The 23,262-nt window shown below is 42.6% G+C and carries 21 protein-coding genes and 1 pseudogene; 14 read left to right on the forward strand and 8 right to left on the reverse strand.

What is annotated here, in order from left to right; all coding sequences use genetic code 11:
- Positions 1 to 272: 272 nt before the first annotated feature.
- The 3 genes from ABLA85_RS12840 (at position 273) to btuF (ending at position 2,132) form a co-directional block, all read left to right on the forward strand.
- The gene (locus tag ABLA85_RS12840; RefSeq protein WP_367964688.1) at positions 273 to 581 is read left to right on the forward strand and encodes a hypothetical protein; all 309 of its coding nucleotides are present in this window, start codon (positions 273 to 275) and stop codon (positions 579 to 581) included.
- A gap of 85 nt (positions 582 to 666) precedes the next feature.
- Positions 667 to 975 carry a hypothetical protein gene (locus ABLA85_RS12845; protein ID WP_367964690.1) on the forward strand — a complete coding sequence of 103 codons (309 nt, stop codon included), beginning with the start codon at positions 667 to 669 and terminating at the stop codon, positions 973 to 975.
- Between the two features lie 305 nt (positions 976 to 1,280).
- On the forward strand, positions 1,281 to 2,132 hold the full coding sequence (btuF, locus tag ABLA85_RS12850) for a vitamin B12 ABC transporter substrate-binding protein BtuF (RefSeq protein ID WP_367964692.1): 852 nt from the start codon (positions 1,281 to 1,283) through the stop codon (positions 2,130 to 2,132).
- Between the two features lie 106 nt (positions 2,133 to 2,238).
- Here the strand turns inward: btuF and erpA are convergent, their stop codons facing one another.
- Positions 2,239 to 2,583 carry an iron-sulfur cluster insertion protein ErpA gene (erpA, locus tag ABLA85_RS12855; protein ID WP_047681311.1) on the reverse strand — a complete coding sequence of 115 codons (345 nt, stop codon included), beginning with the start codon at positions 2,581 to 2,583 and terminating at the stop codon, positions 2,239 to 2,241.
- A gap of 280 nt (positions 2,584 to 2,863) precedes the next feature.
- Between erpA and hemL the strand changes: the two genes are divergently transcribed.
- Positions 2,864 to 4,147, forward strand: a complete 1,284-nt coding sequence (gene hemL, locus ABLA85_RS12860; protein WP_367964694.1) for a glutamate-1-semialdehyde 2,1-aminomutase — start codon at positions 2,864 to 2,866, stop codon at positions 4,145 to 4,147.
- A gap of 51 nt (positions 4,148 to 4,198) precedes the next feature.
- Here hemL and ABLA85_RS12865 read toward each other — a convergent pair whose 3' ends face one another.
- The 3 genes from ABLA85_RS12865 to hrpB all read right to left on the reverse strand — a co-directional run bounded on the left by ABLA85_RS12865 (position 4,199) and on the right by hrpB (position 10,104).
- A complete protein-coding gene (locus ABLA85_RS12865; protein ID WP_367964696.1) occupies positions 4,199 to 4,939 on the reverse strand; it encodes a sulfite exporter TauE/SafE family protein in 741 nt (246 codons plus the stop codon).
- A 143-nt stretch (positions 4,940 to 5,082) separates the two neighbouring features.
- On the reverse strand, positions 5,083 to 7,548 hold the full coding sequence (gene mrcB / locus ABLA85_RS12870; protein WP_367964698.1) for a bifunctional glycosyl transferase/transpeptidase: 2,466 nt from the start codon (positions 7,546 to 7,548) through the stop codon (positions 5,083 to 5,085).
- Between the two features lie 54 nt (positions 7,549 to 7,602).
- Positions 7,603 to 10,104, reverse strand: coding sequence for an ATP-dependent helicase HrpB (gene hrpB / locus ABLA85_RS12875; RefSeq protein ID WP_367964700.1), 2,502 nt, complete (start codon positions 10,102 to 10,104; stop codon positions 7,603 to 7,605).
- Positions 10,105 to 10,270: 166 nt separating this feature from the next.
- On the opposite strand from hrpB, the gene sfsA reads away from it, so the two are divergent.
- The 7 genes from sfsA (at position 10,271) to panC (ending at position 16,525) form a co-directional block, all read left to right on the forward strand.
- The gene (gene sfsA, locus ABLA85_RS12880) at positions 10,271 to 10,981 is read left to right on the forward strand and encodes a DNA/RNA nuclease SfsA (RefSeq protein WP_367964702.1); all 711 of its coding nucleotides are present in this window, start codon (positions 10,271 to 10,273) and stop codon (positions 10,979 to 10,981) included.
- 194 nt (positions 10,982 to 11,175) lie between these two features.
- Positions 11,176 to 11,631, forward strand: a complete 456-nt coding sequence (gene dksA, locus ABLA85_RS12885) for an RNA polymerase-binding protein DksA (protein WP_038269417.1) — start codon at positions 11,176 to 11,178, stop codon at positions 11,629 to 11,631.
- A 57-nt stretch (positions 11,632 to 11,688) separates the two neighbouring features.
- Positions 11,689 to 12,603 (forward strand): tRNA glutamyl-Q(34) synthetase GluQRS, encoded by a 915-nt coding sequence (gluQRS, locus tag ABLA85_RS12890; RefSeq protein WP_367964704.1) that lies wholly within the window; start codon positions 11,689 to 11,691, stop codon positions 12,601 to 12,603.
- Between the two features lie 293 nt (positions 12,604 to 12,896).
- Positions 12,897 to 14,255 (forward strand): polynucleotide adenylyltransferase PcnB, encoded by a 1,359-nt coding sequence (gene pcnB / locus ABLA85_RS12895; protein ID WP_367964721.1) that lies wholly within the window; start codon positions 12,897 to 12,899, stop codon positions 14,253 to 14,255.
- A 20-nt stretch (positions 14,256 to 14,275) separates the two neighbouring features.
- The gene (gene folK / locus ABLA85_RS12900; protein WP_367964723.1) at positions 14,276 to 14,758 is read left to right on the forward strand and encodes a 2-amino-4-hydroxy-6-hydroxymethyldihydropteridine diphosphokinase; all 483 of its coding nucleotides are present in this window, start codon (positions 14,276 to 14,278) and stop codon (positions 14,756 to 14,758) included.
- A 44-nt stretch (positions 14,759 to 14,802) separates the two neighbouring features.
- The gene (gene panB, locus ABLA85_RS12905) at positions 14,803 to 15,594 is read left to right on the forward strand and encodes a 3-methyl-2-oxobutanoate hydroxymethyltransferase (protein ID WP_367964706.1); all 792 of its coding nucleotides are present in this window, start codon (positions 14,803 to 14,805) and stop codon (positions 15,592 to 15,594) included.
- A 73-nt stretch (positions 15,595 to 15,667) separates the two neighbouring features.
- Entirely contained in the window at positions 15,668 to 16,525 is an 858-nt protein-coding gene (gene panC, locus ABLA85_RS12910; RefSeq protein WP_367964708.1) for a pantoate--beta-alanine ligase, read from the forward strand.
- A 212-nt stretch (positions 16,526 to 16,737) separates the two neighbouring features.
- Here panC and sfnG read toward each other — a convergent pair.
- Together sfnG and ABLA85_RS12920 are read right to left on the reverse strand one after the other, a co-directional pair.
- A pseudogene (sfnG, locus tag ABLA85_RS12915) lies at positions 16,738 to 17,839 on the reverse strand (dimethylsulfone monooxygenase SfnG).
- Positions 17,840 to 17,963: 124 nt separating this feature from the next.
- Complete coding sequence (locus ABLA85_RS12920) at positions 17,964 to 18,116, reverse strand: hypothetical protein (RefSeq protein ID WP_367964710.1); 153 nt, start codon at positions 18,114 to 18,116, stop codon at positions 17,964 to 17,966.
- A 255-nt stretch (positions 18,117 to 18,371) separates the two neighbouring features.
- Between ABLA85_RS12920 and soxR the strand changes: the two genes are divergently transcribed.
- Entirely contained in the window at positions 18,372 to 18,830 is a 459-nt protein-coding gene (gene soxR / locus ABLA85_RS12925; RefSeq protein WP_367964725.1) for a redox-sensitive transcriptional activator SoxR, read from the forward strand.
- Positions 18,831 to 19,138: 308 nt separating this feature from the next.
- Positions 19,139 to 20,137 carry an MBL fold metallo-hydrolase gene (locus ABLA85_RS12930; protein ID WP_367964712.1) on the forward strand — a complete coding sequence of 333 codons (999 nt, stop codon included), beginning with the start codon at positions 19,139 to 19,141 and terminating at the stop codon, positions 20,135 to 20,137.
- Between the two features lie 147 nt (positions 20,138 to 20,284).
- Here ABLA85_RS12930 and budA read toward each other — a convergent pair whose 3' ends face one another.
- Positions 20,285 to 20,917, reverse strand: coding sequence for an acetolactate decarboxylase (gene budA, locus ABLA85_RS12935; protein ID WP_367964714.1), 633 nt, complete (start codon positions 20,915 to 20,917; stop codon positions 20,285 to 20,287).
- 411 nt (positions 20,918 to 21,328) lie between these two features.
- A complete protein-coding gene (locus tag ABLA85_RS12940; protein WP_367964715.1) occupies positions 21,329 to 21,904 on the reverse strand; it encodes a helix-turn-helix domain-containing protein in 576 nt (191 codons plus the stop codon).
- Positions 21,905 to 21,999: 95 nt separating this feature from the next.
- Between ABLA85_RS12940 and ABLA85_RS12945 the strand changes: the two genes are divergently transcribed.
- Positions 22,000 to 23,184 carry a benzoate/H(+) symporter BenE family transporter gene (locus tag ABLA85_RS12945; RefSeq protein ID WP_367964717.1) on the forward strand — a complete coding sequence of 395 codons (1,185 nt, stop codon included), beginning with the start codon at positions 22,000 to 22,002 and terminating at the stop codon, positions 23,182 to 23,184.
- Positions 23,185 to 23,262: the final 78 nt, after the last annotated feature.

Genomic DNA, 23,262 nt, shown 5'->3' on the forward strand with positions numbered 1-23,262 from the left:
TCTGATATTCATCATTTAACACTTATCGATCTGTTACTATTGTTATATTATTACTATTGTATATATTAGCCTGTCTAATTGTTTCTATTACTACTTGTGAGGTTTACCTGAAGAAGCAGGAGAGTTATCGATGTATTACTTATGTAATAAATATTAAGATGATAAGTTCATGCTATTTGAATGAAGTTTCTATATATTAGTGTTTTTATCATTTTTTCATAATAAGACTCATTTTATTTCCTTAATATATATGATATTGATAGAGGTTCAATATGAATAAAGATACAATGGATTATAATGACCCTGATGAACCATATTATGGACCATTTACAGTAGATGGAAATATTATTTATATAGATGTTGCAGCACCTAATAAAGATAATATATATATTACTATAGAGAATCTAGATACAAGAAAAACCATTTATGATGCTCAATTAGCCGATGGTATAAATGGGATAGTTGGATCTAAATTACTTTCAGTTTTAGAAATGGCTTTTGTATATGATAAGAAAGTGAGAGTGATGGGGTATGTAGATAAGAGAGGAAGCTTTATAGAATCGGTAGTTATATATAAATGATAAATTAGAATTAACTAACTGCTTTTTTTTACATAAAAATAAATTTTAATCTTGTTAAAAGATATAATATATAGAGGAATTAATAATGAATAAAAATGAAAAAGATCCTAATAATTTTGCAGAGCAGAAGAGTTCAGTTGGTGGGTATGTTGCTTCCCTTCATGTTGCATCTCCTGTTTCAAGTAATATATCTGTTAAAATAGTCGATAAATATAATCAAACATTACTTGAGGATGGTCGGCTAACCTATGGAATAAATTCAAGCCCTGGTGATAAGTTATTGAGAATTTTAGAATTAGCATTAGTGCATAATAAAATAGTGAAGGTAACTCATCATATACATGAAGGAACACATTTTATAGATAATATAGCGTTAATCAGAGAATTGAGTTAATAAAAATACCCACTATGAAAGTAATCCTCTGAGTCACGAGGATTATTTTTTTAAATCAGCAAACGGGAGCGGTTCTGTGTTAGATAGTTAGATTACTTATTAAAAATAGTATTTATGCCTGATGAAATCCCCTATACCCTATGAATATCAACCCTATGAACTCAGAATTCAGTGGTTGCTCCTCGAAATCTATAGTCATTTTCTTCATTTGTAACATTGATTACAGCAATATTACTATTGTCATCGATGAGAACATCTGCTTACAGAACAATTGGAACTGTAACACTAAACATGGAGCATAAATAATGAAATCATTTTGGAAAAATGCCTCTCATCACTCTACCTTGATAGCATTTTCATTTCTTCTATACAGCTTTTTATACATTTTCAGTACCCCGCTTTATGCGGCTGCATCCCGTGTTATCAGCCTTGCTCCTTCTACAACTGAGCTTGCCTATGCGGCAGGAATGGGTGACCAGCTTATCGCAGTCAGTGCTTACTCCGATTATCCTGAAGCTGCGAAAAAATTGGAGCAAGTGGCAGACTGGCAAGGCATCAATGTTGAAAGGATCATTGCCCTGAAACCTGATTTAATTCTGGCATGGCGAGGGGGTAATCCCCAAAGACCATTGGAACAACTCGCGGCGTTAGGCATTCCGATTTTTTATTCTGATGTGAAAAAAGTAGAAGATGTTGCAACAGATTTGGAGCGTCTGGCGGCCTACAGCCCACAGCCTGATATAGCCAAAAAATCTGCTGCGGATATCCGGCAAAAATTCAACCAACTAAAACAGAATTATGCCGGTTCAAATCCTAAACCCGTATTTATACAATTTGGCATAAATCCGATTTTTACCTCATCCCGCCATTCTATTCAAAGTGAAATTGTTTCCGTATGCGGAGGAAGAAATATATTTGCCGATAGCTCAGTTCCGTGGCCTCAGGTTAATCGTGAGCAAGTTCTTGTCCGTAAACCAGAAGTCATTGTGATGGGTGGAACCGAAGAACAAAAACAGAAAGTCGCAGAATTTTGGCAACCACAATTAAACGCCAGAATTATTATTCTTAACGATGATTGGTTCAGCCGTGCCGGGCCGAGGATTATTTTGGCGACAGAACAATTATGTCAACAGTTTAACGATGTTGAACGGAGATAAGCGATAAACAATGGGACAAGGGTAATGACAATAAACATGAGGGCAATGTTTTCATTGCCCTCATGTTTTGGATTTATGAATAAAATTTGATAAATAAATAGTGAAATCAGATGCTAAAAGAAGAACCACAACCGCAAGTGGTTTTTGCATTCGGGTTGGTGACAATAAAGCGAGAACCTTCCAATCCTTCGGTATAATCGACGCTACCACCTACCAGATATTGCAGGCTCATTGGGTCAACTACCAGCTCAACACCTTGTTTCTGAATTGTTAGATCACCTTCGTTGATTTGGTCGTCGAAAGTGAAACCATACTGGAAACCGCTACAACCACCACCTGTAATATAGACCCGCAAGCGCAGGTTCGGGTTATCTTCATCTGCAACCAATACCTTAACTTTGTTGGCTGCGGCATCAGTAAACTGCAAAGGTAGTGCAGCATCATCGCTCATATTTTTACTCCAGTCCGGTTTTCCGGTAAAAGTTCTCGGAAAGTTGTTGTATACCCAATAGAAAGGGTATAAACCTTCTGATCAGTTAACGGTGATTATCTAATACCTGACTCATTCGTTCAAGTTTTTGCCATATATACCCTATGGATTTCAAGATGCAGGGTATACACGATATCCCCCCACTCTATTCCTATGATTTAGTCTTATGATTTGGCTTACCTATTAGGGTCATTTAAAATAGCAGCCTCATATACCCATCGTCTTCCAGGAGCATTTATTAATGAGCCAGTCCGAAACACTTTACTCTCAGGCAAAACATGTCATCCCCGGTGGTGTTAACTCTCCGGTACGTGCTTTTAACGGCGTTGGCGGTACACCTGTTTTTATCCAACGTGCCGATGGTGCCTATCTTTATGATGTCGATGGTAACGCCTATATTGATTATGTTGGTTCGTGGGGGCCAATGGTTCTCGGACATAACCACCCTGCTATTCGTAATGCCGTCATTGAAGCCGCTGAACGTGGCCTAAGCTTTGGTGCTCCAACGGCTGCCGAAGTAGAAATGGCCAAACTAGTAACAGAACTCGTTCCTTCTATGGATATGGTTCGCATGGTGAATTCAGGTACAGAAGCGACCATGAGCGCCATCCGTCTGGCACGAGGTTATACTCAACGCGATAAGATCATCAAATTCGAAGGTTGCTATCACGGTCACGCAGACTGTTTGTTGGTAAAAGCAGGCTCTGGCGCTCTGACCATAGGGCAACCAAATTCGCCGGGAGTGCCTGCCGACTTTGCCAAACATACTCTGACCTGTATCTACAATGATCTGGATTCAGTTCGTGCCGCCTTCGAAAAATACCCGGAAGAAATTGCCTGTATTATCGTCGAACCTGTCGCCGGAAATATGAACTGTATTCCTCCACAACCGGAATTTTTACCGGGACTGCGTAAACTGTGTGATGAATTCGGTGCTTTGCTGATTATTGATGAAGTTATGACGGGGTTCCGTGTTGCTTTAGGTGGAGCGCAAGAATATTACAGTGTTGAACCAGATCTCACCTCTCTTGGAAAAATCATCGGTGGTGGCATGCCTGTAGGTGCGTTTGGTGGCCGTCAGGAAATCATGGAAAAACTGGCACCAACCGGCCCGGTTTATCAAGCCGGAACGCTTTCCGGTAACCCTATCGCGATGGCTGCCGGTCTGGCCTGCCTGAAAGAAGTTGCCCAGGTTGGTGTTCATCAGCGTCTGAGTGAACTGACTGACAAATTAGCGTCTGGCCTGAAAAATGCGGCATCAAAAGCCGGTATTCCTCTGGTGATTAATCATGTTGGCGGTATGTTTGGTATTTTCTTTACTGACGCAGAAAGCGTTACCTGCTATCAAGATGTGATGACATGTGATGTTGAACGCTTTAAGAAATTCTTCCATTTAATGCTGAATGAAGGCGTCTATCTGGCTCCATCCGCATTTGAAGCGGGCTTTATGTCCATCGCTCACTCAGATGAAGATATCCAGCGTACCGTTAATGCAGCAGCTCATTGTTTTGCTAAATTGAAGTAATCTGCTTCCTCCATAACACGACAATAATATTGTGGTGTTATGGATTATTGCTTACACCAAACCCCGTATTGCCTGAATTGCAGACATTACTGCCAATACACCTAACAAAATGAGCATCAACCAGCGGAAATGCTGCGCACTAATTCGTGTTCTCAGACGAGTACCAATAAAGAGAAAAAGGACAGATAACCCCATGAGTAACAGTACAGGCCACAAATAATCCGAAGAAAATAATTCGAATGCCTCATTACGCAATACCACCAATTGGCTGAATTTTCCGAGCAAAAAACAGAGATTCGCTGCCCGTGCAATTTCGTGACGATCATTGCTCATCGCCAGCAGGCACATGATCAATATGGGTGACATAGCATTTGTCGCTCCGCCAATGACACCCGCCACCAAACCAAATAGCGCCAAAATAATCGGACTTGCAGGTAAACGAAAATTATCACTGCGTACACTATTAATAATGTAAAACGCAATGACTCCACTCAACAGTAATTGAAGATAGGCAGGATTAATCAGAAATAAAAGTTTCGCCCCAATAAAACTACCTAATAATGAAAAGAGCGCCAGTAAACTGTATTTATGTAATATTGGGCCAATTTTTCCACCTGAAATCACACTTAACACATTAACCAACAATGTTGGCCATAATGCTAAGACTACTGCTTCTTTCAAAGGCATAAATAAACTTAATGCGGTTGTACTGGCAATAGGAAAACCAATACCACTGATACCATGTAATAATGCAGCGGTAATAAATAGCAGGGATAGGATAATAATATTCATAGCTTAGCTTCCACTAAGTATCACCTCGCCCAATTATCAACCTTAGATCTATTTTTCGACAAAACAACATCACCATGCTCATTTTTCCGATTCCCCACTCTTGAGAAGTGGGGAATGACATTTTAACACTGCTCAATTACAGGTTATTGCCCAAACATCTCACGCAACCAGCCCGGCGCCTCTTCTTTACCTTCCTCAATTGGCTGCTGCACGGATTGCTGGCATAACTCTTGTGGGTTATCCGTCCAAACCGGTAACATTCTGATACCATTTCCGGCACAGTTAAAGGAGCCATCTTCATTAACTGTCATATCAACAATACCTTCCGGTGGACGGTTATTCAGAGCCAATGGTGTTTCATTTGCCAGATAACGTTCGTAAATCTTCAATGCTCCTGTTGCTCCCGTCAGTTTGGTCGGGCCGTTGTTATCAAGACCGGTCCAGACAATCGCCACTTCCTTACCATCAATCCCGGCAAACCAGGTGTCACGCAGATCATTGGTCGTTCCCGTTTTCCCCGCCAGATTATATTTGCCATATTTTCCGGTCAGTGAACGGCCCGTTCCCTGCGCAACAACTTGCTGCATACCATATAACGTCAAATAAGCGGCTTGGGCTGGTACAGCTCTTTCCGCCTGTGGGTAACTTTGGTAAACCACGCTGCCATCCTCAGCAATGATAGAGCGCAGTGCGGAGAGTTTAGCCCGATTTCCTCCACTGGCAATGGTCTGAAACTCCTGCGCCATTTCCATCGGAGTCAGGTTGATAGCTCCCAACAACATTGCAGGTACTTTCTGGATTTCTTTAGCCGGAATGCCCAGTAACACTAAAGTATTAGCAATATGATCCAACCCCACATCCAGACCCAAATTGACTGTCGGGATGTTGATTGAACGTGCCAACGCATCTATCAACATCACTCGTTCGCTGAAATTACGGCTAAAGTTCCTCGGCTCCCACGGTTTACCACCAGCCTGAGGTATTGAGATAGGTTCATCCGCCAGCCAAGTGTTCAGACGATATTTATCGGGTTCACTCAATGCAGTCAGATAAGTTGCCGGCTTGGCAAGCGAACCGATTAAGCGACGAGCATCCATCGCACGGTTAAAACCCGCATACTGTGGCTGCGAGCCACCAACCATCGCCCGGACTTCGCCACTGAAACGGTCAACAACGACCATCGCCCCCTCTAAATTAGGCACATTACGCGACTTGCGCAGATCAGCAATACCTTGTTCTATTGCTTTCTCCGCTGCATCCTGTGCAACCGGATCTAATGTTGTGAATATTTTTACACCGGATAAATCATTAACTTTATCACCCAGCTTTTGCTGTAATTCCTGACGCACCATCTGCATAAATGCAGGCTGTGGTGTTATTACATCACTTTTGGGCTTTACACCGAGTGGACGAGCGCTTAGCAAGTCATATAGCTCCTGATCAATCACTTTTCGGTTCTGGAGGATCTTCAATACAACATTACGGCGTTTCAGTGCGGTTTTAGGATTACGCCACGGGTTATACCACGAAGCCCCTTTAACCATCCCTACCAATAATGCTTGCTGATCCAGACTCAGTTCATCAATCGGACGCCCGAAATAATAAAGACTCGCTAACGGGAAACCTCGGATCTGCTCATCACCACTTTGCCCTAAGTTAACTTCATTCAGGTAGAGTTCAAGAATGCGATCCTTGCTGTAGCGTGCATCCAGCAATAATGCCATTAAGGCTTCATTGGCTTTACGGCTTAAGGTACGTTCGTTAGTCAGAAATAAATTTTTGACTAACTGCTGAGTTAAGGTACTTCCCCCCTGAACTGCACGGCCTGCCAGTAGGTTTTCCAGCGCTGCACGAACAATCGAAAGGGGTCTGATGCCGTCATGCTCGTAGAAATAACGATCTTCCGTTTCTAATAATGTCTGAACCAGTAAATCAGGAAAGCCGGCACGCGGAACAAACAGGCGCTGCTCACCATTCGCAGACTGCATCATCGTGATCAGTTTTGGATCAAGACGGAAGAAACCAAACTGACGCTGGTTTTCCATATTTTCAATGCTGGCCAAGTGATTGTCATTAAAAGTTAAACGAGCCTGAATTTGCCCCTCTTTACCATCAGGAAAATCAAAAGGCCGACGCAACATTTCAATACCATTGCCCCTGACCACAAACTCACCTGCGCGGGTTATTTTAGTCACCTGCCGATACTGCATACCTTCCAATAACCGAACCATTTCAGCCTTACTGTAATTCATGCCCGGCTCAAGGTTTACCATACGGCCATATACCGCAGCAGGAAGATCCCAAACTTTGCCGTCAATGCGATGTCGGATTTTGTTATCCAGATAAAAACCATATATAACAATGAGTACTGTCAACACAATAAAGATTTTCAATAGCAGCAGCCAGACCCATTTTCCCCGCCTTTTTATCTGCGAGGATTTGTTCCCTTTTTTCGTCATGACTTCATCCTCATCGTCGTTATCATTTTCGCCTTCAAAATCATCATAGTCATAATCAGCCCGCCGATGACGTTTGTTCGCCTGACGCCCACGACGATGTCCCGATTTTTTACCCTTACGTCCGATTGGCTGACGATCATCATCAGACATACCGAATTCTCCAATTGTTCATGAAACGTATAAATATTGAATTTATTAAAATAATTACATATATTTTTTCACGCGCCTCGTCGGCGCTGCATTAGCAGGGTCATCTGGCCATAAATGCTTGGGATAACGCCCTTTCATCTCTTTTTGTACCTCTCGATAAGCTCCCCGCCAAAATGCCGCGAGATCTTGGGTGATCTGCAATGGACGATGAGCCGGAGACAACAACTCAACAACGACAGGAATTCGCCCTTTCGCCAAAACCGGATTTTGCTGCTCGCCGTACATTTCTTGCATTCTGACTGACAATACGGGTGGCTTATCGTAGAAATATTCAATGCTGATCCGGCTTCCAGTTGGCACAGTGTAATTAGTAGGCAATTCATTATCCAGTATTTGCCGCTGCTGCCAATCAAGAAGAGTCACAAGAGCTGATGACAGCTCAACTTGTCGCAATCTCTTCAAATCTTGCACATGTTCCATTTCCAATGCAGGTTGCAGCCACTGTTCAAGAGAATCCAATAAAGCATCATCATCAACAGCAGGCCATGCAATTTCCGGCAGCCATTCTGCGGCCCGTTGCAAACGAATTCGCAACTGCGATGCTTCCTGTGACCAAGTCAAAGCTGCCAGTCCCTCCTGCCGGACCCAATTCAGCAGGGCTTCCTGCAATTCAGTCGCAGAAGGTTTTGCCAAAGGCTGTGCCTTAACCGTCAAACGTCCACATTTCAGCCGCTTCCATGCACGCAGCGTTCCCTTATTATCATCCCATTCAATAGCTGTCTGTTCTGTAAACAAAGCAGGATATTGCCTGATTATTTGTTCAATATTCAACGGATAGGCAAGCAGAATGCGTGCATCCGGTGTTTTGCTACCTTGCTGCAATGCCGGTGCTACCAGCCATGTTTCATCTGAAAGCGACTCTTCCCGCGCCAATACAGCACCCAAGCCAGTAGCCAGTTGAAAACGCCCAAGGTTGTCACGATTTTTCGCAATTCGGTCAGGAAACCCCTGCACCAATAACTCAGGCACATACTCCAGATTAATGCGGTTAGGATCTGCAACAGTATTATCTGCCAGGCTTCTGACCAGACTTCTGAATAGTTGTTTTGCCCGTTGCTGCCAATGAGATTGATTGGAAGTAAGACAATGGATGAGATCCGGTTGCTCCCATCGTGGCGGCTCCTCAAGGATCGCAACCAGTTTCGCTGCTGTTGCCAGTGCTTCCCCCACCGATTCTTTCTCCACACATGAGCCTTTACCTGAACACCATTCTCTTGCCAGACATAAAATAGCGGCCAAACGAGGCTCGCAACCGGATTCGGTCATTCGCCAACCACGGGCTGTTAATTGCTGCTTATCATCCAGTGCTCCCAAGCGAGTAAGTAGAGCTTGGGCAACAGCCAGGGCAGCTTGTGGTGGATTGTCTAACCAATGTAACTGACTACTGTCACGACATCCCCACTGTAATAAAGAAAGCAGCAAGTTACTCAAATCGGAATGCAAAATTTCTGCTTCACTGTGCTCTGTAGCACGCTCAGCCTGATCTTGACTAAATAAATGCCAACACACACCAGCTTCCAACCTGCCTGCTCGACCAGCTCGTTGAATCATTGATGCCTGACTGATGCGTTGGGTAATCAAACGGGTTAAGCCGCTCTTCGGTTCAAATCGGCTGGTACGTTCCAGACCACTATCCACCACCAGACGAATTCCCTCAATCGTCAGACTGGTTTCTGCAATATTAGTCGCCAGTACCACCTTACGCATTCCTGCCGGAGCGGGCGCTGTTGCTTTGCGTTGTTCTGTTAGTGATAAAGCGCCATATAGTGGGCACAATAATGTATCGTTATTAACCTTGCCCTCCAACTGAGTCAATACACGCTGAATTTCACCCGCTCCGGGTAAAAATAGCAATAAGGAACCTGTCTCCTGCTGCAATAAACGTAATACAGTGGAAGCCACTGCTTGTTCAAAAGGCAGATGAGCAGGAAGTGGATGGTAACTTCTCACCACTGGATAACTACGGCCTGCTGATACAACCACAGGTGCTTCAGGTAACAGAGAAGAAAGATGCTGATTATCCAGCGTGGCTGACATCACCAGAATGCGCAAATCATCGCGCAGCCCTTCCTGCACATCCAGCAACAGAGCCAGCGCGAGATCGGCCTGTAAACTGCGTTCGTGAAATTCATCAAGAATGACGAGAGAGACATCACTCAATTCAGGATCTTGTTGCAGCATACGGGTCAAGATCCCCTCGGTCACTACTTCAAGGCGTGTGGAAGCACTGACTTTAGTCTCCGAACGCATTCGGTAACCTACCGTCATACCTACTGGTTCATTCAATTGCTCTGCCAGACGTTCAGCAACACTACGCGCTGCAATACGTCGTGGTTCCAACATAATAATACGTCCGCTAAACCGGGTATTATTCAGGATTGCCAGCGGTAATCCGGTTGATTTTCCCGCGCCTGTCGGAGCATGTAATAAAACCTGTTTTGAGGTCTCCAACTGCGTTATGACAGAGTCTACAACGTCATAAATAGGTAATAACAAAGGCTCACCATAGCAATTAACTTTCAAGGGCTGTCATTGTAGCATTGGTGATTTTAATTTCAGTTCACGTTTAATTTCATCTTCATGTTTAATTTTAGTTCATGCTCAAGTGACTTCGTGCAAATGACTTAATGATAGTGAACCTGTTAGTTATAAAGGAAAGTTTATGGAATTTTCGCCACCATTGAAGCCTGCCACATTAATTCGTCGCTATAAACGTTTTCTGGCTGATGTCCTTACTCCAGAAGGTGAAACGCTCACTATACACTGTGCCAATACTGGCGCGATGACAGGCTGTGCAACTCCCGGAGATACTGTGTGGTATTCCACATCAGATAATCCTAAGCGTAAATATCCCAATAGCTGGGAGCTGACACAAACTCAAAACGGGCATTGGATTTGCGTGAATACACTACGAGCTAATGATCTGGTTTATCAGTCTATTGAAAAAAATCTAATTTCAGAATTATCCGGCTACGAAAAAATCAACCGCGAAGTGAGCTACGGAAAAGAGAAAAGCAGGATAGATTTATTGTTAGAGTCAAAACAAAAAGTTAATTGCTATATTGAAATAAAATCGGTCACCTTATTGCAAGACAATAAAGGATATTTCCCTGATGCTGTGACAATTCGTGGGCAAAAACATTTACGTGAACTATCATTGATAGCGCAACAGGGACAACGTGCTGTCCTGTGCTTTGCTGTTTTACATTCCGGTATCAGCCAAGTGATGGCAGCAAAACATATTGACCACGATTATGCTTTTCTTTTGGAACAAGCATGCAATTTAGGGGTCGAAGTAATTTGTTACGGGGCCAGCATGACAGAAAACAGGATGGTTCTAAGTCACAAATTGCCTTTTGTATCAATGGGATGATTTGTAAACAGATCATGCTAATGAGGTAAGTTTTGCAACATATTTAGGCAGTAAACACGGCTGCCTTCACACCATTGCAAAACTAATGGTAGGAATAATTGCCAACCTCGCAGTCATCTGCTATTTATAGCGGCCTATTTTTTCCCCCTACTGTTGGGGGGTCGTTTGATAGTGCGTGTGTAAGGAGAAGCATTATGCAAGAAGGGCAAAAACGTAAAACCTCGTCCTTGAGCATTCTCGCCATAGCAGGGGTAGAACCTTACCAGGAAAAGCCAGGCGAAGAATACATGAACGATGCCCAGTTAACGCATTTCAAGCTGATTCTGGAAGCATGGCGCAATCAACTCAGGGATGAAGTAGACCGTACTGTATCTCATATGCAAGATGAGGCAGCGAACTTCCCTGATCCGGTTGACCGTGCGGCGCAAGAAGAAGAATTCAGTCTTGAATTACGTAATCGGGATCGTGAACGTAAGTTGATCAAGAAGATCGAAAAAACGCTGAAGAAAGTCGAAGACGATGACTTCGGCTACTGTGAATCCTGTGGGGTTGAAATCGGCATTCGTCGTTTAGAAGCTCGCCCTACAGCTGATTTATGTATTGACTGTAAAACGTTAGCTGAAATTCGCGAAAAGCAAATGGCTGGCTAACTAATGGGTTGAGTACGGCGCTGAAAGGCGCCGTATACTCCCTTAACTGATCCTGACATGACTCAATCCGAACACTTTCCATTGTATAAACATCCTCCGTTGTATATTGGGCGTTTTGCGCCATCTCCATCTGGCGATCTCCATTTTGGTTCTCTGGTGACAGCACTGGGCAGTTACTTACAGGCTCGTGCTTGCCAAGGAAAATGGCTGATGCGAATTGATGACATCGATCCTCCGCGAGAAGTTTCCGGCTCAGCAAGCAGGATATTACAAGCATTAGAGCACTACGGCCTTCACTGGGACGGAGAAGTACTGTATCAATCCCAACGTCACGATGCTTACCGGGCGATACTTGAGCAGCTACTACAACAGGAAAATAGTTATTACTGTAACTGTACCCGCCAGCGCATTCAGCATTTGGGCGGATTTTATGATAGTTTCTGCCAGCATTTACACCTGCCAGCCCGTAATGCCGCCATTCGCCTGCAACAACAGTGTCCCGTTTATGGTTTTCACGACAAATTACAGGGAAATATCACCGTATCTGCAAAAATGGCTGAAGAAGATTTCATTATCCATCGCAAAGATGGTTTATTTGCCTATAATCTTGTCGTTGTTATTGACGATAACTATCAAGGCATCACTGAAATTGTCAGAGGAGCAGATTTGATCGAACCTACCGTTCGCCAAATATCTTTATATCGGTATCTGAATTTTAAAACGCCAGATTATGTACATTTGCCCCTTGTATTAAATAAAGAGGGCAATAAACTTTCCAAGCAAAATCATGCAAAACCGATCCCTCTTGATGATCCACGTCCATTGCTAATTGATGCGTTATCATTTTTAAACCAACCAACTATTGCAGGCTGGCAAGATCTCACCACAGATCAATTACTAAAACAGGCTATCATTGGTTGGAATATAAATCATGTTCCACCCCAAAACACAATCAATAGACAATTTAAATAAAGTGTTGCTATTGGCACTGCAAGCATTCTCAAAGAATGTCCAGTAAGTTATGATTAGCGGCTGTTTTTTTGTTTTAATTTGATTCGTCACTATCGAGGTGTACCATTTTTAACCGAGTAGCAACTTTCTGCCGTAATTTGCTGATCCGCGAAACCAAGATAAAACGCGAAACACAGGCAGCCAGTGAAAGGCCAGTCACCGTATCTGACCATTCTGCTCAAACAGAGAGCAGCACTCTGCCTAAACATAGCAGAGTGAATCGCATATCTTCATCAAATGCCGAAAACATCAAAATGAAGAAAACATCTGGAAAGGCAAAACCTTCTGCCCCCCTGATCACCGTAATCCCACGGGACCAGCACCCTATTTCACGCAAAGATATCAGTGAAAATGCATTGAAGGTTCTATACCGCCTGAATAAATCTGGCTTTGAGGCTTATTTGGTAGGCGGCGGTGTACGTGACTTATTGCTGCACAAAAAACCGAAAGATTTTGACATTGCCACCAACGCAACACCAGAGCAAGTACGTAAGTTATTCCGTAACTGTCGCCTTGTTGGTCGTCGTTTTCGCCTTGCCCACATTATGTTTGGGCCAGATGTGATTGAAGTTGCCACATTCCGTGGGTCACATGAACAAACTGAATGCAATGACCGCAATCAGTCACACAAAGCTCAAAGTGGGATGTTACTGCGTGACAATATCTTTGGTTCAGTGGAAGAAGACGCCATCCGCCGCGATTTCACTATCAATAGCCTCTATTACGGTATTGAAGATTTCGCACTACGGGATTATGTCGGTGGAATGGCCGATCTGGAAGAAGGGGTCATTCGCCTGATTGGTGATCCGGAAACCCGCTATCGCGAAGATCCGGTACGGATGCTGCGTGCCATCCGTTTTGCCAGCAAGCTAAACATGACTATCAATGAGACCACTGCCGAACCTATCCCACGTCTTGCGTTTCTGCTAAGAGAGATTCCCCCCGCCCGTCTATTCGATGAATCTCTGAAACTACTACAGTCAGGGCACGGTTACAGTACTTATAAGCTACTGCGTGAATACCAGCTATTTGAACCATTATTCCCGCTAATCCAACGTGGATTCACCCAACACGGTGATTCAACGATGGAAAAACTGTTGCAGCAGGTATTAAAAAATACCGATTATCGTCTCCAGCATGACAAGCGGGTCAATCCTGCTTTCTTATTTGCGGCAATATTATGGTATCCACTGATTGAACATGCGGAAAAACTGACGCAGGAAAGTGGCTTACAGTATTACGATGCCTTTGCTTTGGCGATGAATGATATTCTTGATGAACAGTGCCGTTCAATTGCCATTCCAAAACGCTATACCACAACTATGCGTGATATTTGGCTATTGCAGCTTCGCCTGCCGCGCCGTCAGGGGAAACGAGCAAATAAATTGATGGAGCACCCAAAATTCCGGGCTGCTTTTGATTTACTGGAATTACGCGCCAGCATTGAACCACGTCATGAACTGAAAGAACTGGTGCACTGGTGGACAAAATTCCAACAATCAACACCTTCACAACAGCGGAGCATGATCTCTGAACTTGGCTGTGAACCTGTTCGTCGCAGAACACGCCATCACCGGGGTAGTCATAATCGCCCTCGCCATAACAGGAATTAACTGGAATCATGTCTAATACTATGACCAGGGTTTACATCGCTATTGGCAGTAATCAGGCAGATCCTTTGCAGCAAGTTGATAATGCACTTGCTGCCCTGAAAACAATCCCTGACACGACTTTTATTGCACACTCCTCATTTTATCGAACTAAACCGTTGGGACCACAGGATCAGCCAGACTATCTCAATCTGGCTGTTGTATTGGGTACTCACTTACTACCAGAAACCTTGCTTGATCACACTCAAGCGATAGAACTGGCTCAAGGACGTGTCCGCAAAGACGAGCGTTGGGGGCCGAGAACACTTGATCTGGATATCATGTTATTCGGTGATCAAGTGATTAATACTGAACGCCTAACTATTCCCCACTACGGTTTAAAACAACGCGAATTTATGCTTTATCCGCTTGCAGAAATTGCACCAGATCTCGTGTTTCCTGATAAAGAAACATTGGCAGAACGATTAAAACATGTTCCAGAAAATGGCCTGACGTTTTGGTTGTAGCACAGTACCCAAAAATAAAGGGTATAACTATTCAGGAGGTAATAATGAAACCAATATCTCTGGCTGACCTGAGCCAGTTAAAAAAAGAGAAACGTAAGTTTGCGACAATTACGGCTTACGATGCTAGCTTCGCACACCTGTTTGCTGCCCAAGGTATCAATGTCATGCTTATTGGCGATTCACTCGGCATGACCGTGCAAGGGTTTAATTCTACCTTATCGGTTACAGTGGAAGATATTGCCTACCATACCCGAAGCGTCCGCGCTGGTGCTCCCTATGCTTTTCTGATTGCCGATATGCCTTTCATGAGTTATGCCACTCCAGAGCAAGGCTGCAATAATGCCGCTGTTTTAATGCGTTCAGGCGCTAACATGGTCAAAATTGAAGGTGGAAGTTGGCTGTGTGAGACAGTAAAAATGCTGACTGACCGTTCTGTTCCCGTTTGCGGGCATCTGGGGCTGACACCACAAGCCGTTAACATATTAGGGGGCTATAAAGTACAGGGGCGTGATGAACCCACTGCTCAACAATTAATTAACGATGCTATTGCCTTAGAAAAAGCCGGGATGCAGTTATTGGTACTGGAATGTGTGCCAGCAGAACTGGCACGGAAAGTGACTGAAGCGCTGGAAATCCCGGTTATTGGCATTGGTGCAGGCAATCAAACTGATGGACAGATCCTCGTCATGCATGATGCTTTGGGCATTACCCCGAAACCACCAAAATTTGCCAAAGATTTTCTCAAAGAAACTGGCAACATCAGGGATGCCATCAACCTGTACATTGAACAAGTGGAAAACGGCACTTACCCCGACCAAGCACATTCATTCAATTAATCTATACCCTATGGACTTCAAGAAAGACGACGGGTATACACAGCATGACGGCCAATTATAAAGGAGTAGAGCAATGCTGATTATAGAAACAATCCCCATTTTACGCCGTGAAATCCGTCGTTGGCGTCAGGCCGGAAAACGAATTGCCTTTGTGCCGACAATGGGCAATCTGCATGATGGTCATATGGCTCTGGTTGATACCGCCAAAGCCCAAGCTGACGTAGTCATTGTGAGCATTTTTGTCAATCCAATGCAATTTGATCGCGAAGATGACTTAGTCAACTACCCGCGAACTCTACAGGAAGATTGTGAAAAACTGAGTCGCCGCAATGTTGAGATGGTTTTTGCTCCTAATGCCAAGGAAATGTATCCGAATGGCTTAAACGGCAAACAGACTTTTGTTGAAGTACCTGAACTCTCTTATATGCTTGAAGGTGCAAGCCGGCCGGGGCATTTCCGTGGAGTCACCACGGTTGTCAGCAAACTGTTCAATCTGATCCAGCCTGATCTGGTTTACTTCGGTGAAAAAGATTTTCAGCAATTGCAGGTTATCCGCAGAATGATTGCTGACATGACTTATGATATCACTCTGGTTTCCATACCTATTGTCCGCGATAAAAATGGGTTGGCACTCAGTTCACGCAACAATCTTCTGTCTCCAGAAGAGAAAAAAGTAGCGCCTCTGCTAAACCAAGTCATGCAATGTGCGGCTGAAAGGTTGAGAAATGGCGAACGGGATATTGAACAGTTGCTTGCAATAATGTCCACTCATCTACGAGAAGAAGGTTTTATGCCGGATGAGATATTTATTCGTGATGCAGAAAATCTGGAACCTTTAACATCACAGAGCAAAAAGGCTGTGATCCTGATGGCGGCATGGTTAGGAAAAACACGCCTGATTGATAATCAACAGGTTAACTTAGCGGCTTGATTTTATGTTGGGGATGTGAACCACTATATGATCCACATCCCTATATGATCCACATCCCCGTGAAAAAACAGCAACCATACATATCGTTATCCAAAATCCGCACTTTTGTGTTTGGCAATATCAATGCCGATCACGATATTATCAGACATTAAGGTTAGCCTCTTTGGCAGAGACATAGAAGTTATCGCCACGGATCACCACCCGTGGTTTCTTCATGCTCTTAACTCCGATGTTAACTGTTGTTCAAGTACCCGGACACGAGGGATAACCTCACGTCCAAAGAATTCAACCTCCTCCTGACAATGGAGGAATCCTAGCAACAATAGATCTACGCCTACTTTCTTATAGTCGATAATCCGTTCAGCTATTTGTTGCGGTGTACCAATCAACCTCGGTTTAAAACCATCATTATACTGCACCAAATCATCAAAGCTGGATTTCGCCCAGTTCCCTTCTTTTTCCGGAGAAGCCAAGCCCGCATTCTGTGTCTCATGCTGAAAACCTTTCACTGCTTCCACATCAGCGTGATCAATAATCTCTTGCAGCACCTGCTGAGCTTGTTGCTCACTGTCTCTGGGCAATCACAAACGCATTCATACCAATTTTTACTGAATGCCCGTTTTGCCGGGATTTAACCTGAATATCTTCGATTTGTTGACGCACGCCTTCTGTACTATTACCGTTAGTGAAGTACCAGTCAGAAACCCGTGCAGCCATGTCCCGCGCGGCTCGTGAGCTACCTCCCTGAAAAATTTCCGGCTGCGGATGAAGAGGTTTCGGTTTTAAGCTGTAATTCCGAAAACGATAAAAATCTCCGGCAAAAGTGAACTGTTCTTCCTGCCAGATCCCCCGCAGGCAGCGAATAAATTCCTCAGAGCGTAAATAGCGCTCTTCATGATCGAGCTAGGGTTCACCAATGGCCTTAAACTCACCACGAAACCAGCCACTGACAATATTCACGGCAATACGTGCATCGGAAAGGTGGCTAATGGTAGCTATCTGCTTGGCAGCTAGAGCAGGATTCCAGGGACCGGGCAGCAACGCTGCAATGACTTTCAACTTTTCAGTTGCCGCCAGCAAATCTTGAGAAAAAGTTACTGATTCGTGCTGATTTTCGGCACCATATCCGGCAGTAAAACGAATTTGTGTCAAGGCATAATCAAATCCGGCGTGTTCAGCGATCTGTGCTAATCGTCGGTTATATTGTGCATCCCACTGAGTGCGCTGAGGAATTTTACTGACTACCAGGCCGCCAGAAACATTGGGCACCCAATAAGCAAATTGTAATGGATAGGGATAATATGCTGTTGTCATGATTGGCTCTATGAAGCGTCCCGTTTGCAAAACAATGCCGTCGCTTATACAAACAATACCATTGCCTCAGCAACCTTTCAGCCTTCATCCTTTGGTAACACGTTAATCTTGATCAGTACCCTCACTAACTGGCGCTGACGTAATCTTTTTGGTGTTCCTGTTTGGCCAGGCGCTCCGCACCACCAACGCTCTCACCAAAAGGCCCTGTATTAACAGAACAAATTGTTGGACTATGACTATTTGTTGTTTGCAACGGATATACCTGCAACAGTGGCATAACTCATTACCTGACGAGCAGGCACATCAAGAGCATCTTCAGAAAAACTGCCAAAATAAAAATAGAGGGGAGGGCCATTTTTCTGAACCGATGGAAACAATAACTCAGACCCTTCCACCTGTAAATATTTACCTTGCTAATCACTTTTTCACCTGTCCAATAGACGCGAATGTCGAATCAACAAGAGTATTTTTCTAATTGACAGAAATATCAGGTATGACTATAAAACTTCAAGTTAACTTAAGATCAACAGAAATGGCAAAAGATAAAGACATTGATTTTAATAGGGCTTTGACCATCGGAGAAGTAGCAAAACGTAGTGGAGTTGCTATATCAACACTTCATTTTTATGAGTCAAAAGGGCTAATCAAAAGCTCACGTAACCAGGGAAATCAGCGTCGTTTTCCTGCCATTGTTCTGCGTTATATCGCGATTATCAAAGTTGCTCAAAGTACAGGTATTCCTTTGAAAGAAATACAAAAAATATTGAGTCAATTCCCACCCAACAGCAAACTAACGGCAGAACAATGGCGCATACTCTCTTCACAATGGCGGGATATGCTGGATCAACGTATTACAAAGCTAACCCAGTTACGCGATAATCTGGACAGTTGCATCGGTTGTGGCTGCCTTTCACTGACTGAGTGCCCGCTACGCAACCCAAATGATATATTGGGAGAAAAAGGAGCAGGGCCAAGGATTTTATTGCAATAAGAATAAGTTATTATCTCAACATCAATTTAAATTAATCTGACAATCTCATTTTATGAGATAACAAAAAATGAATCAGGACTGTTTCTAAGGATCACTTATTAAAATTGATTTAATCCTTTTTAAAGAGAGCAGATGTTTTTTTGACACCATAATATCGTGTTAACTATTTTTTTATCTTATATCATTCAACCAATTATTAACTTATCAACATTTAAATCTGTATCTATCCTATTTTTCATTAATTAATTTATTTTTAATAACACTGATAAATTATAGTTATTTTATTCCCTTAATTTCTGGAGTATTTAATGAAAAATATTTTTAAGAAATCATGTCTTGCTATTACATTGGCCCTCGCAGGCGTGATGGCAACTTCTACAATGTCCACTGCTTCGATGAAATTTGCTGAACAACCTGCAAATCAGGTTCCTGGTTATTATCATTATCTCGTTGGTGATTTCACGGTTACCGCTGTTTATGATGGACACATCGATCTTTCCCCTGCTTTACTAAAAGGTCTTGATGAAAAAAATATTCAGGCACTGATCGCTCGAATGTTCCAGATTGAAAATAAAAAGGGCATTCAGACAGCAATAAATGCTTATCTTGTTAATACCAAAGCAGGTTTGATATTAATTGATGCAGGCAGTAGCCACTGCTTTGGCCCCACAGCGGGCAATATCATTAATAATATCCGTTCTGCGGGTTATCAACCAGAAGAAATAAAAGCCATATTACTGACACATATGCACCCGGACCATGCTTGTGGCATTACTTCACCGGAGGGTAAAGCCCTATTCCTGAATGCGACTGTATATATTTCTGAGGAAGAAAATAATTTCAGATTGAACCCTCAGCTTATAGCTTCAACTTCAGAAAAAAATCAGTCATTCGCTAACAGGGTTCAAGAAGCTGTAGCACCATATATTGCTGCAAAGGCATTGCATACTTTTAAAAGTGGAAAAGAGGTTATTTCCGGCATCAAAGCAATATCCACTTTTGGTCATACCCCCGGTCATACTTCATACCTGATACATTCAGGCAAAAGTCACATGTTGATTTTGGGTGATATCGTACATTTTCATGCAGTACAACTGCCACATCCCGAAGTTTCTATTGAATTCGATGTAGATAACAATAAAGCCATTGAAGCACGTAAATCTATTTTCGAAAAAGCCTCGCATCAACAATGGTTAATTGGTGGTGCCCACTTACCCTTTCCGGGTATCGGACATATTCGTAAAGAAAAACAGGGATATAAATGGGTGCCGGTGGAATATTCAAATGTCTTAAAAACAAGTAACTGATATCCAGAGCAGGGATTGAAATGACTCATTCCCTGCCTTAAATGAAATTAAAAAAATATCGTTTTTCTACAGGCCCCTTATCATCTTTCAGTTTTTCTAATAATATCATGCAGATTATTGATTTTGAGGTCGGCATTAAGATATTCACTATTTATCTGGCAGATGGATTTTTATATCTTGTTTTAACTCGTAACTTAAAAGACCATTATGTAATTCAAAATCAATAACGTGTCCACCATTTGTCCGGGCTTCATCAATAAAATGAATGTGAAACTCTGCAACAGAAACACCGTGAAAGATATCTGGTGTCCAAAATCCAACCATCACACCGCAGATATCATACAATGTCTCTTCGAATTGTTCTGTCACTGCTTTAATAGAAGGTTTTTCCTGACAATTCATACGACGAAACCGGATATTTTTAAAATTACCTTCAATCTTTATCGCAGCAAAAATATTATCAATATTTAACTGAGAGGATAATTCTAAATAAAGAGATTTCTTGTTGATATTTGAAACAGGAAACTGCTCATTAGGATTGAAATATGTCAACTGTGCGAACGGCAACTGTTCGTGAGCATAGAAACGGCGTACATTACCCTCCCCCTGAATTTCAAAAAAAGTATCATCCAATGCAATCATTTCACCTGCGAGTGCATGTAAGTAGCCAATACCAAATGAGCCACCTTGACTGATTTCCGATATTGTAAACATTCCATCAAAAACACCAGACTTCAAAGCATGTATAGTGGAATACTGATGTATTATTCGGCTATTCATATGCCCTCTCTCTTGCTACTTGCTATATACCCGTCGTCTTTCAAGTTGCATCTTGAAATCCATAGGATATATATGCTGCAATTTTAAATCTGATTGGATAGATTAAATATATCAGATGAATATTTCAGATTTTTTACCATATTATAAATTAATATCGCCAGTAGTTAGTCATTGTCAAGGAAATTATATTTCCTGCTTATATCAAACATTAATAATTCAAATTTATTTTATCTTCACACTTTAATTTCTTTAATAAATAAGGCTTAATCTACATTCTTATTTATAAGGCATCTATGTTAATAATTTAATTATCTTATCTTAATAATAGATGAGATAACATTAAGATATGGCGATTTAAATCGCCATCTTAACATCTGTATGAGCAATCTGTACGCCAACTCTTTCAGGTAATTATGTAGGTAATGAGTGATGTGGGTAATGAATGAGGTTATGGATAACGACAATATCATCACCTGAATTAGCATAAGCATGGTTGCAACTGGCATGAAAACGCATTGATTCACCTGCTGAAATTTTATGCCAAGTGTTATTAATACGCAGATCTAACACTCCACTGAGCACAATAACATGCTCTACCACCCCAACTTCATGTGGAGAAGATTCACTTGAAACCCCTGGTAACAATTCTATTTTGAATAAATCGATGAAAAATTCATCATCAAAGGGGATCAGTGGAGTGACTCGCATACCTGAATTGTTTTGTTCAAAGATCGGTAATTCATTAAATCGATGTAATACAGGCTGAAGCTGAGGCTCTGTTCCCTCCAGGAAGGTTGAAAAGGCGATATTAAAACCTGTTGCAATTTTCCACAGTGTAGAAATCGTCGGACTTGATTGACCGCGTTCAATTTGCCCAAGCATCGCCTTACTAACTCCCGTCAGTTTAGCCGCCTGACTGAGGCTTAACCCTCGAGAAGCTCTTAATGACTTAAATTTTTCGGCAATTTTCGGTGTGATATCACTCATTGGTGCCTTCTCAAAATAAATACATGGGTTGAATGCTAAAACAGACGATGATATTCTCATCATCGTCCGTTATAACATCCGATAGGTAATATCGTATGCCTAAGCAATCATTTTTTAGAGATTTTTCACCAGCAACGCTTATTACAGGTTTTGTTGCGGTATTAGTTGGTTATGCTAGTTCAGTTGCGATAATTCTCCAAGCATTGGCAGCGATTGGTGTCGAATCATCACAAATTGGTGCCTGGCTAGTTACGCTCGGTATTGGGATGGGAATCTCAACAATTGCGTTATCACTTTATTATCGCACTCCCATTTTAACGGCCTGGTCAACACCGGGAATTGCATTGTTGGCGACACATTTTCCGAATACCTCTGTCAATGAAGCCATTGGTATTTTCATCTTCGCTTCAACATTAATGTTGATATGCGGTATTACTGGGCTATTTGCCAAATTGATGAACTACATCCCGCACTCCATCGCTGCCGCAATGCTTGCCGGAATATTACTCCGCTTCGGTTTGGATGCCTTTGCAATACTACAATCCAACTTTTGGCTTTGTAGCATCATGCTACTTATTTACTTAATTTTCCGCCGCTACTTTCCATTATACGCAATAATTTCAACACTTGCGGCAGGGGTTATTCTCTGTATCCTCAGCGGCAGTTTAAATTTGGCAGGTGAAAGCATCATATTCTCCACGCCTAAATTTGTCATGCCACAATTTAGCGCGACCACACTTATTGGTGTAGGCATTCCATTTTTTATCGTCACGATGGCATCACAAAATGCACCGGGGATAGCTACTCTACAAGCGGCGGGATATCCACCTCGTACATCCAAATTACTTATTTGGACATCATTAGTAACCATTATTCTGACACCTTTTGGGGGATTCAGTATTTGCATTGCCGCAATTACAGCAGCCATTTGCATGGGAAATGATGTCCACCCAGATCGGGATAAACGGTATATTGCCGCTGTGAGTGCTGGTTTTTTCTATGTACTGGCTGGCATTTTTGGCGGAACCATCTTCTATTTATTTAACGCTTTTCCAACGCCATTTATAAAGATTTTGGCCGGATTAGCCCTTCTTGGCACTTTTACAAATAGTCTGAATCTGGCAATCAAAAATGAAACTACAAGGGATGCCGCCATTGTTTGTTTTCTAATCACAGCATCAGGAGCAAATTTACTGGGGATCAGCTCAGCATTTTGGGGATTGGTTGGCGGGATTATTGCGCACTTGATATTTAAAAAACGGGCAGTGATAACATCCTGACTTTGATGATGAATACTCGGTATCCAATAGAAAATTACTATCACTATAGGGCAGAAAACGGTCATGTATTGAATGGTT

This window comes from Xenorhabdus sp. SGI246, assembly GCF_040838225.1.
Taxonomy (GTDB): Bacteria; Pseudomonadota; Gammaproteobacteria; order Enterobacterales; family Enterobacteriaceae; genus Xenorhabdus; species Xenorhabdus indica.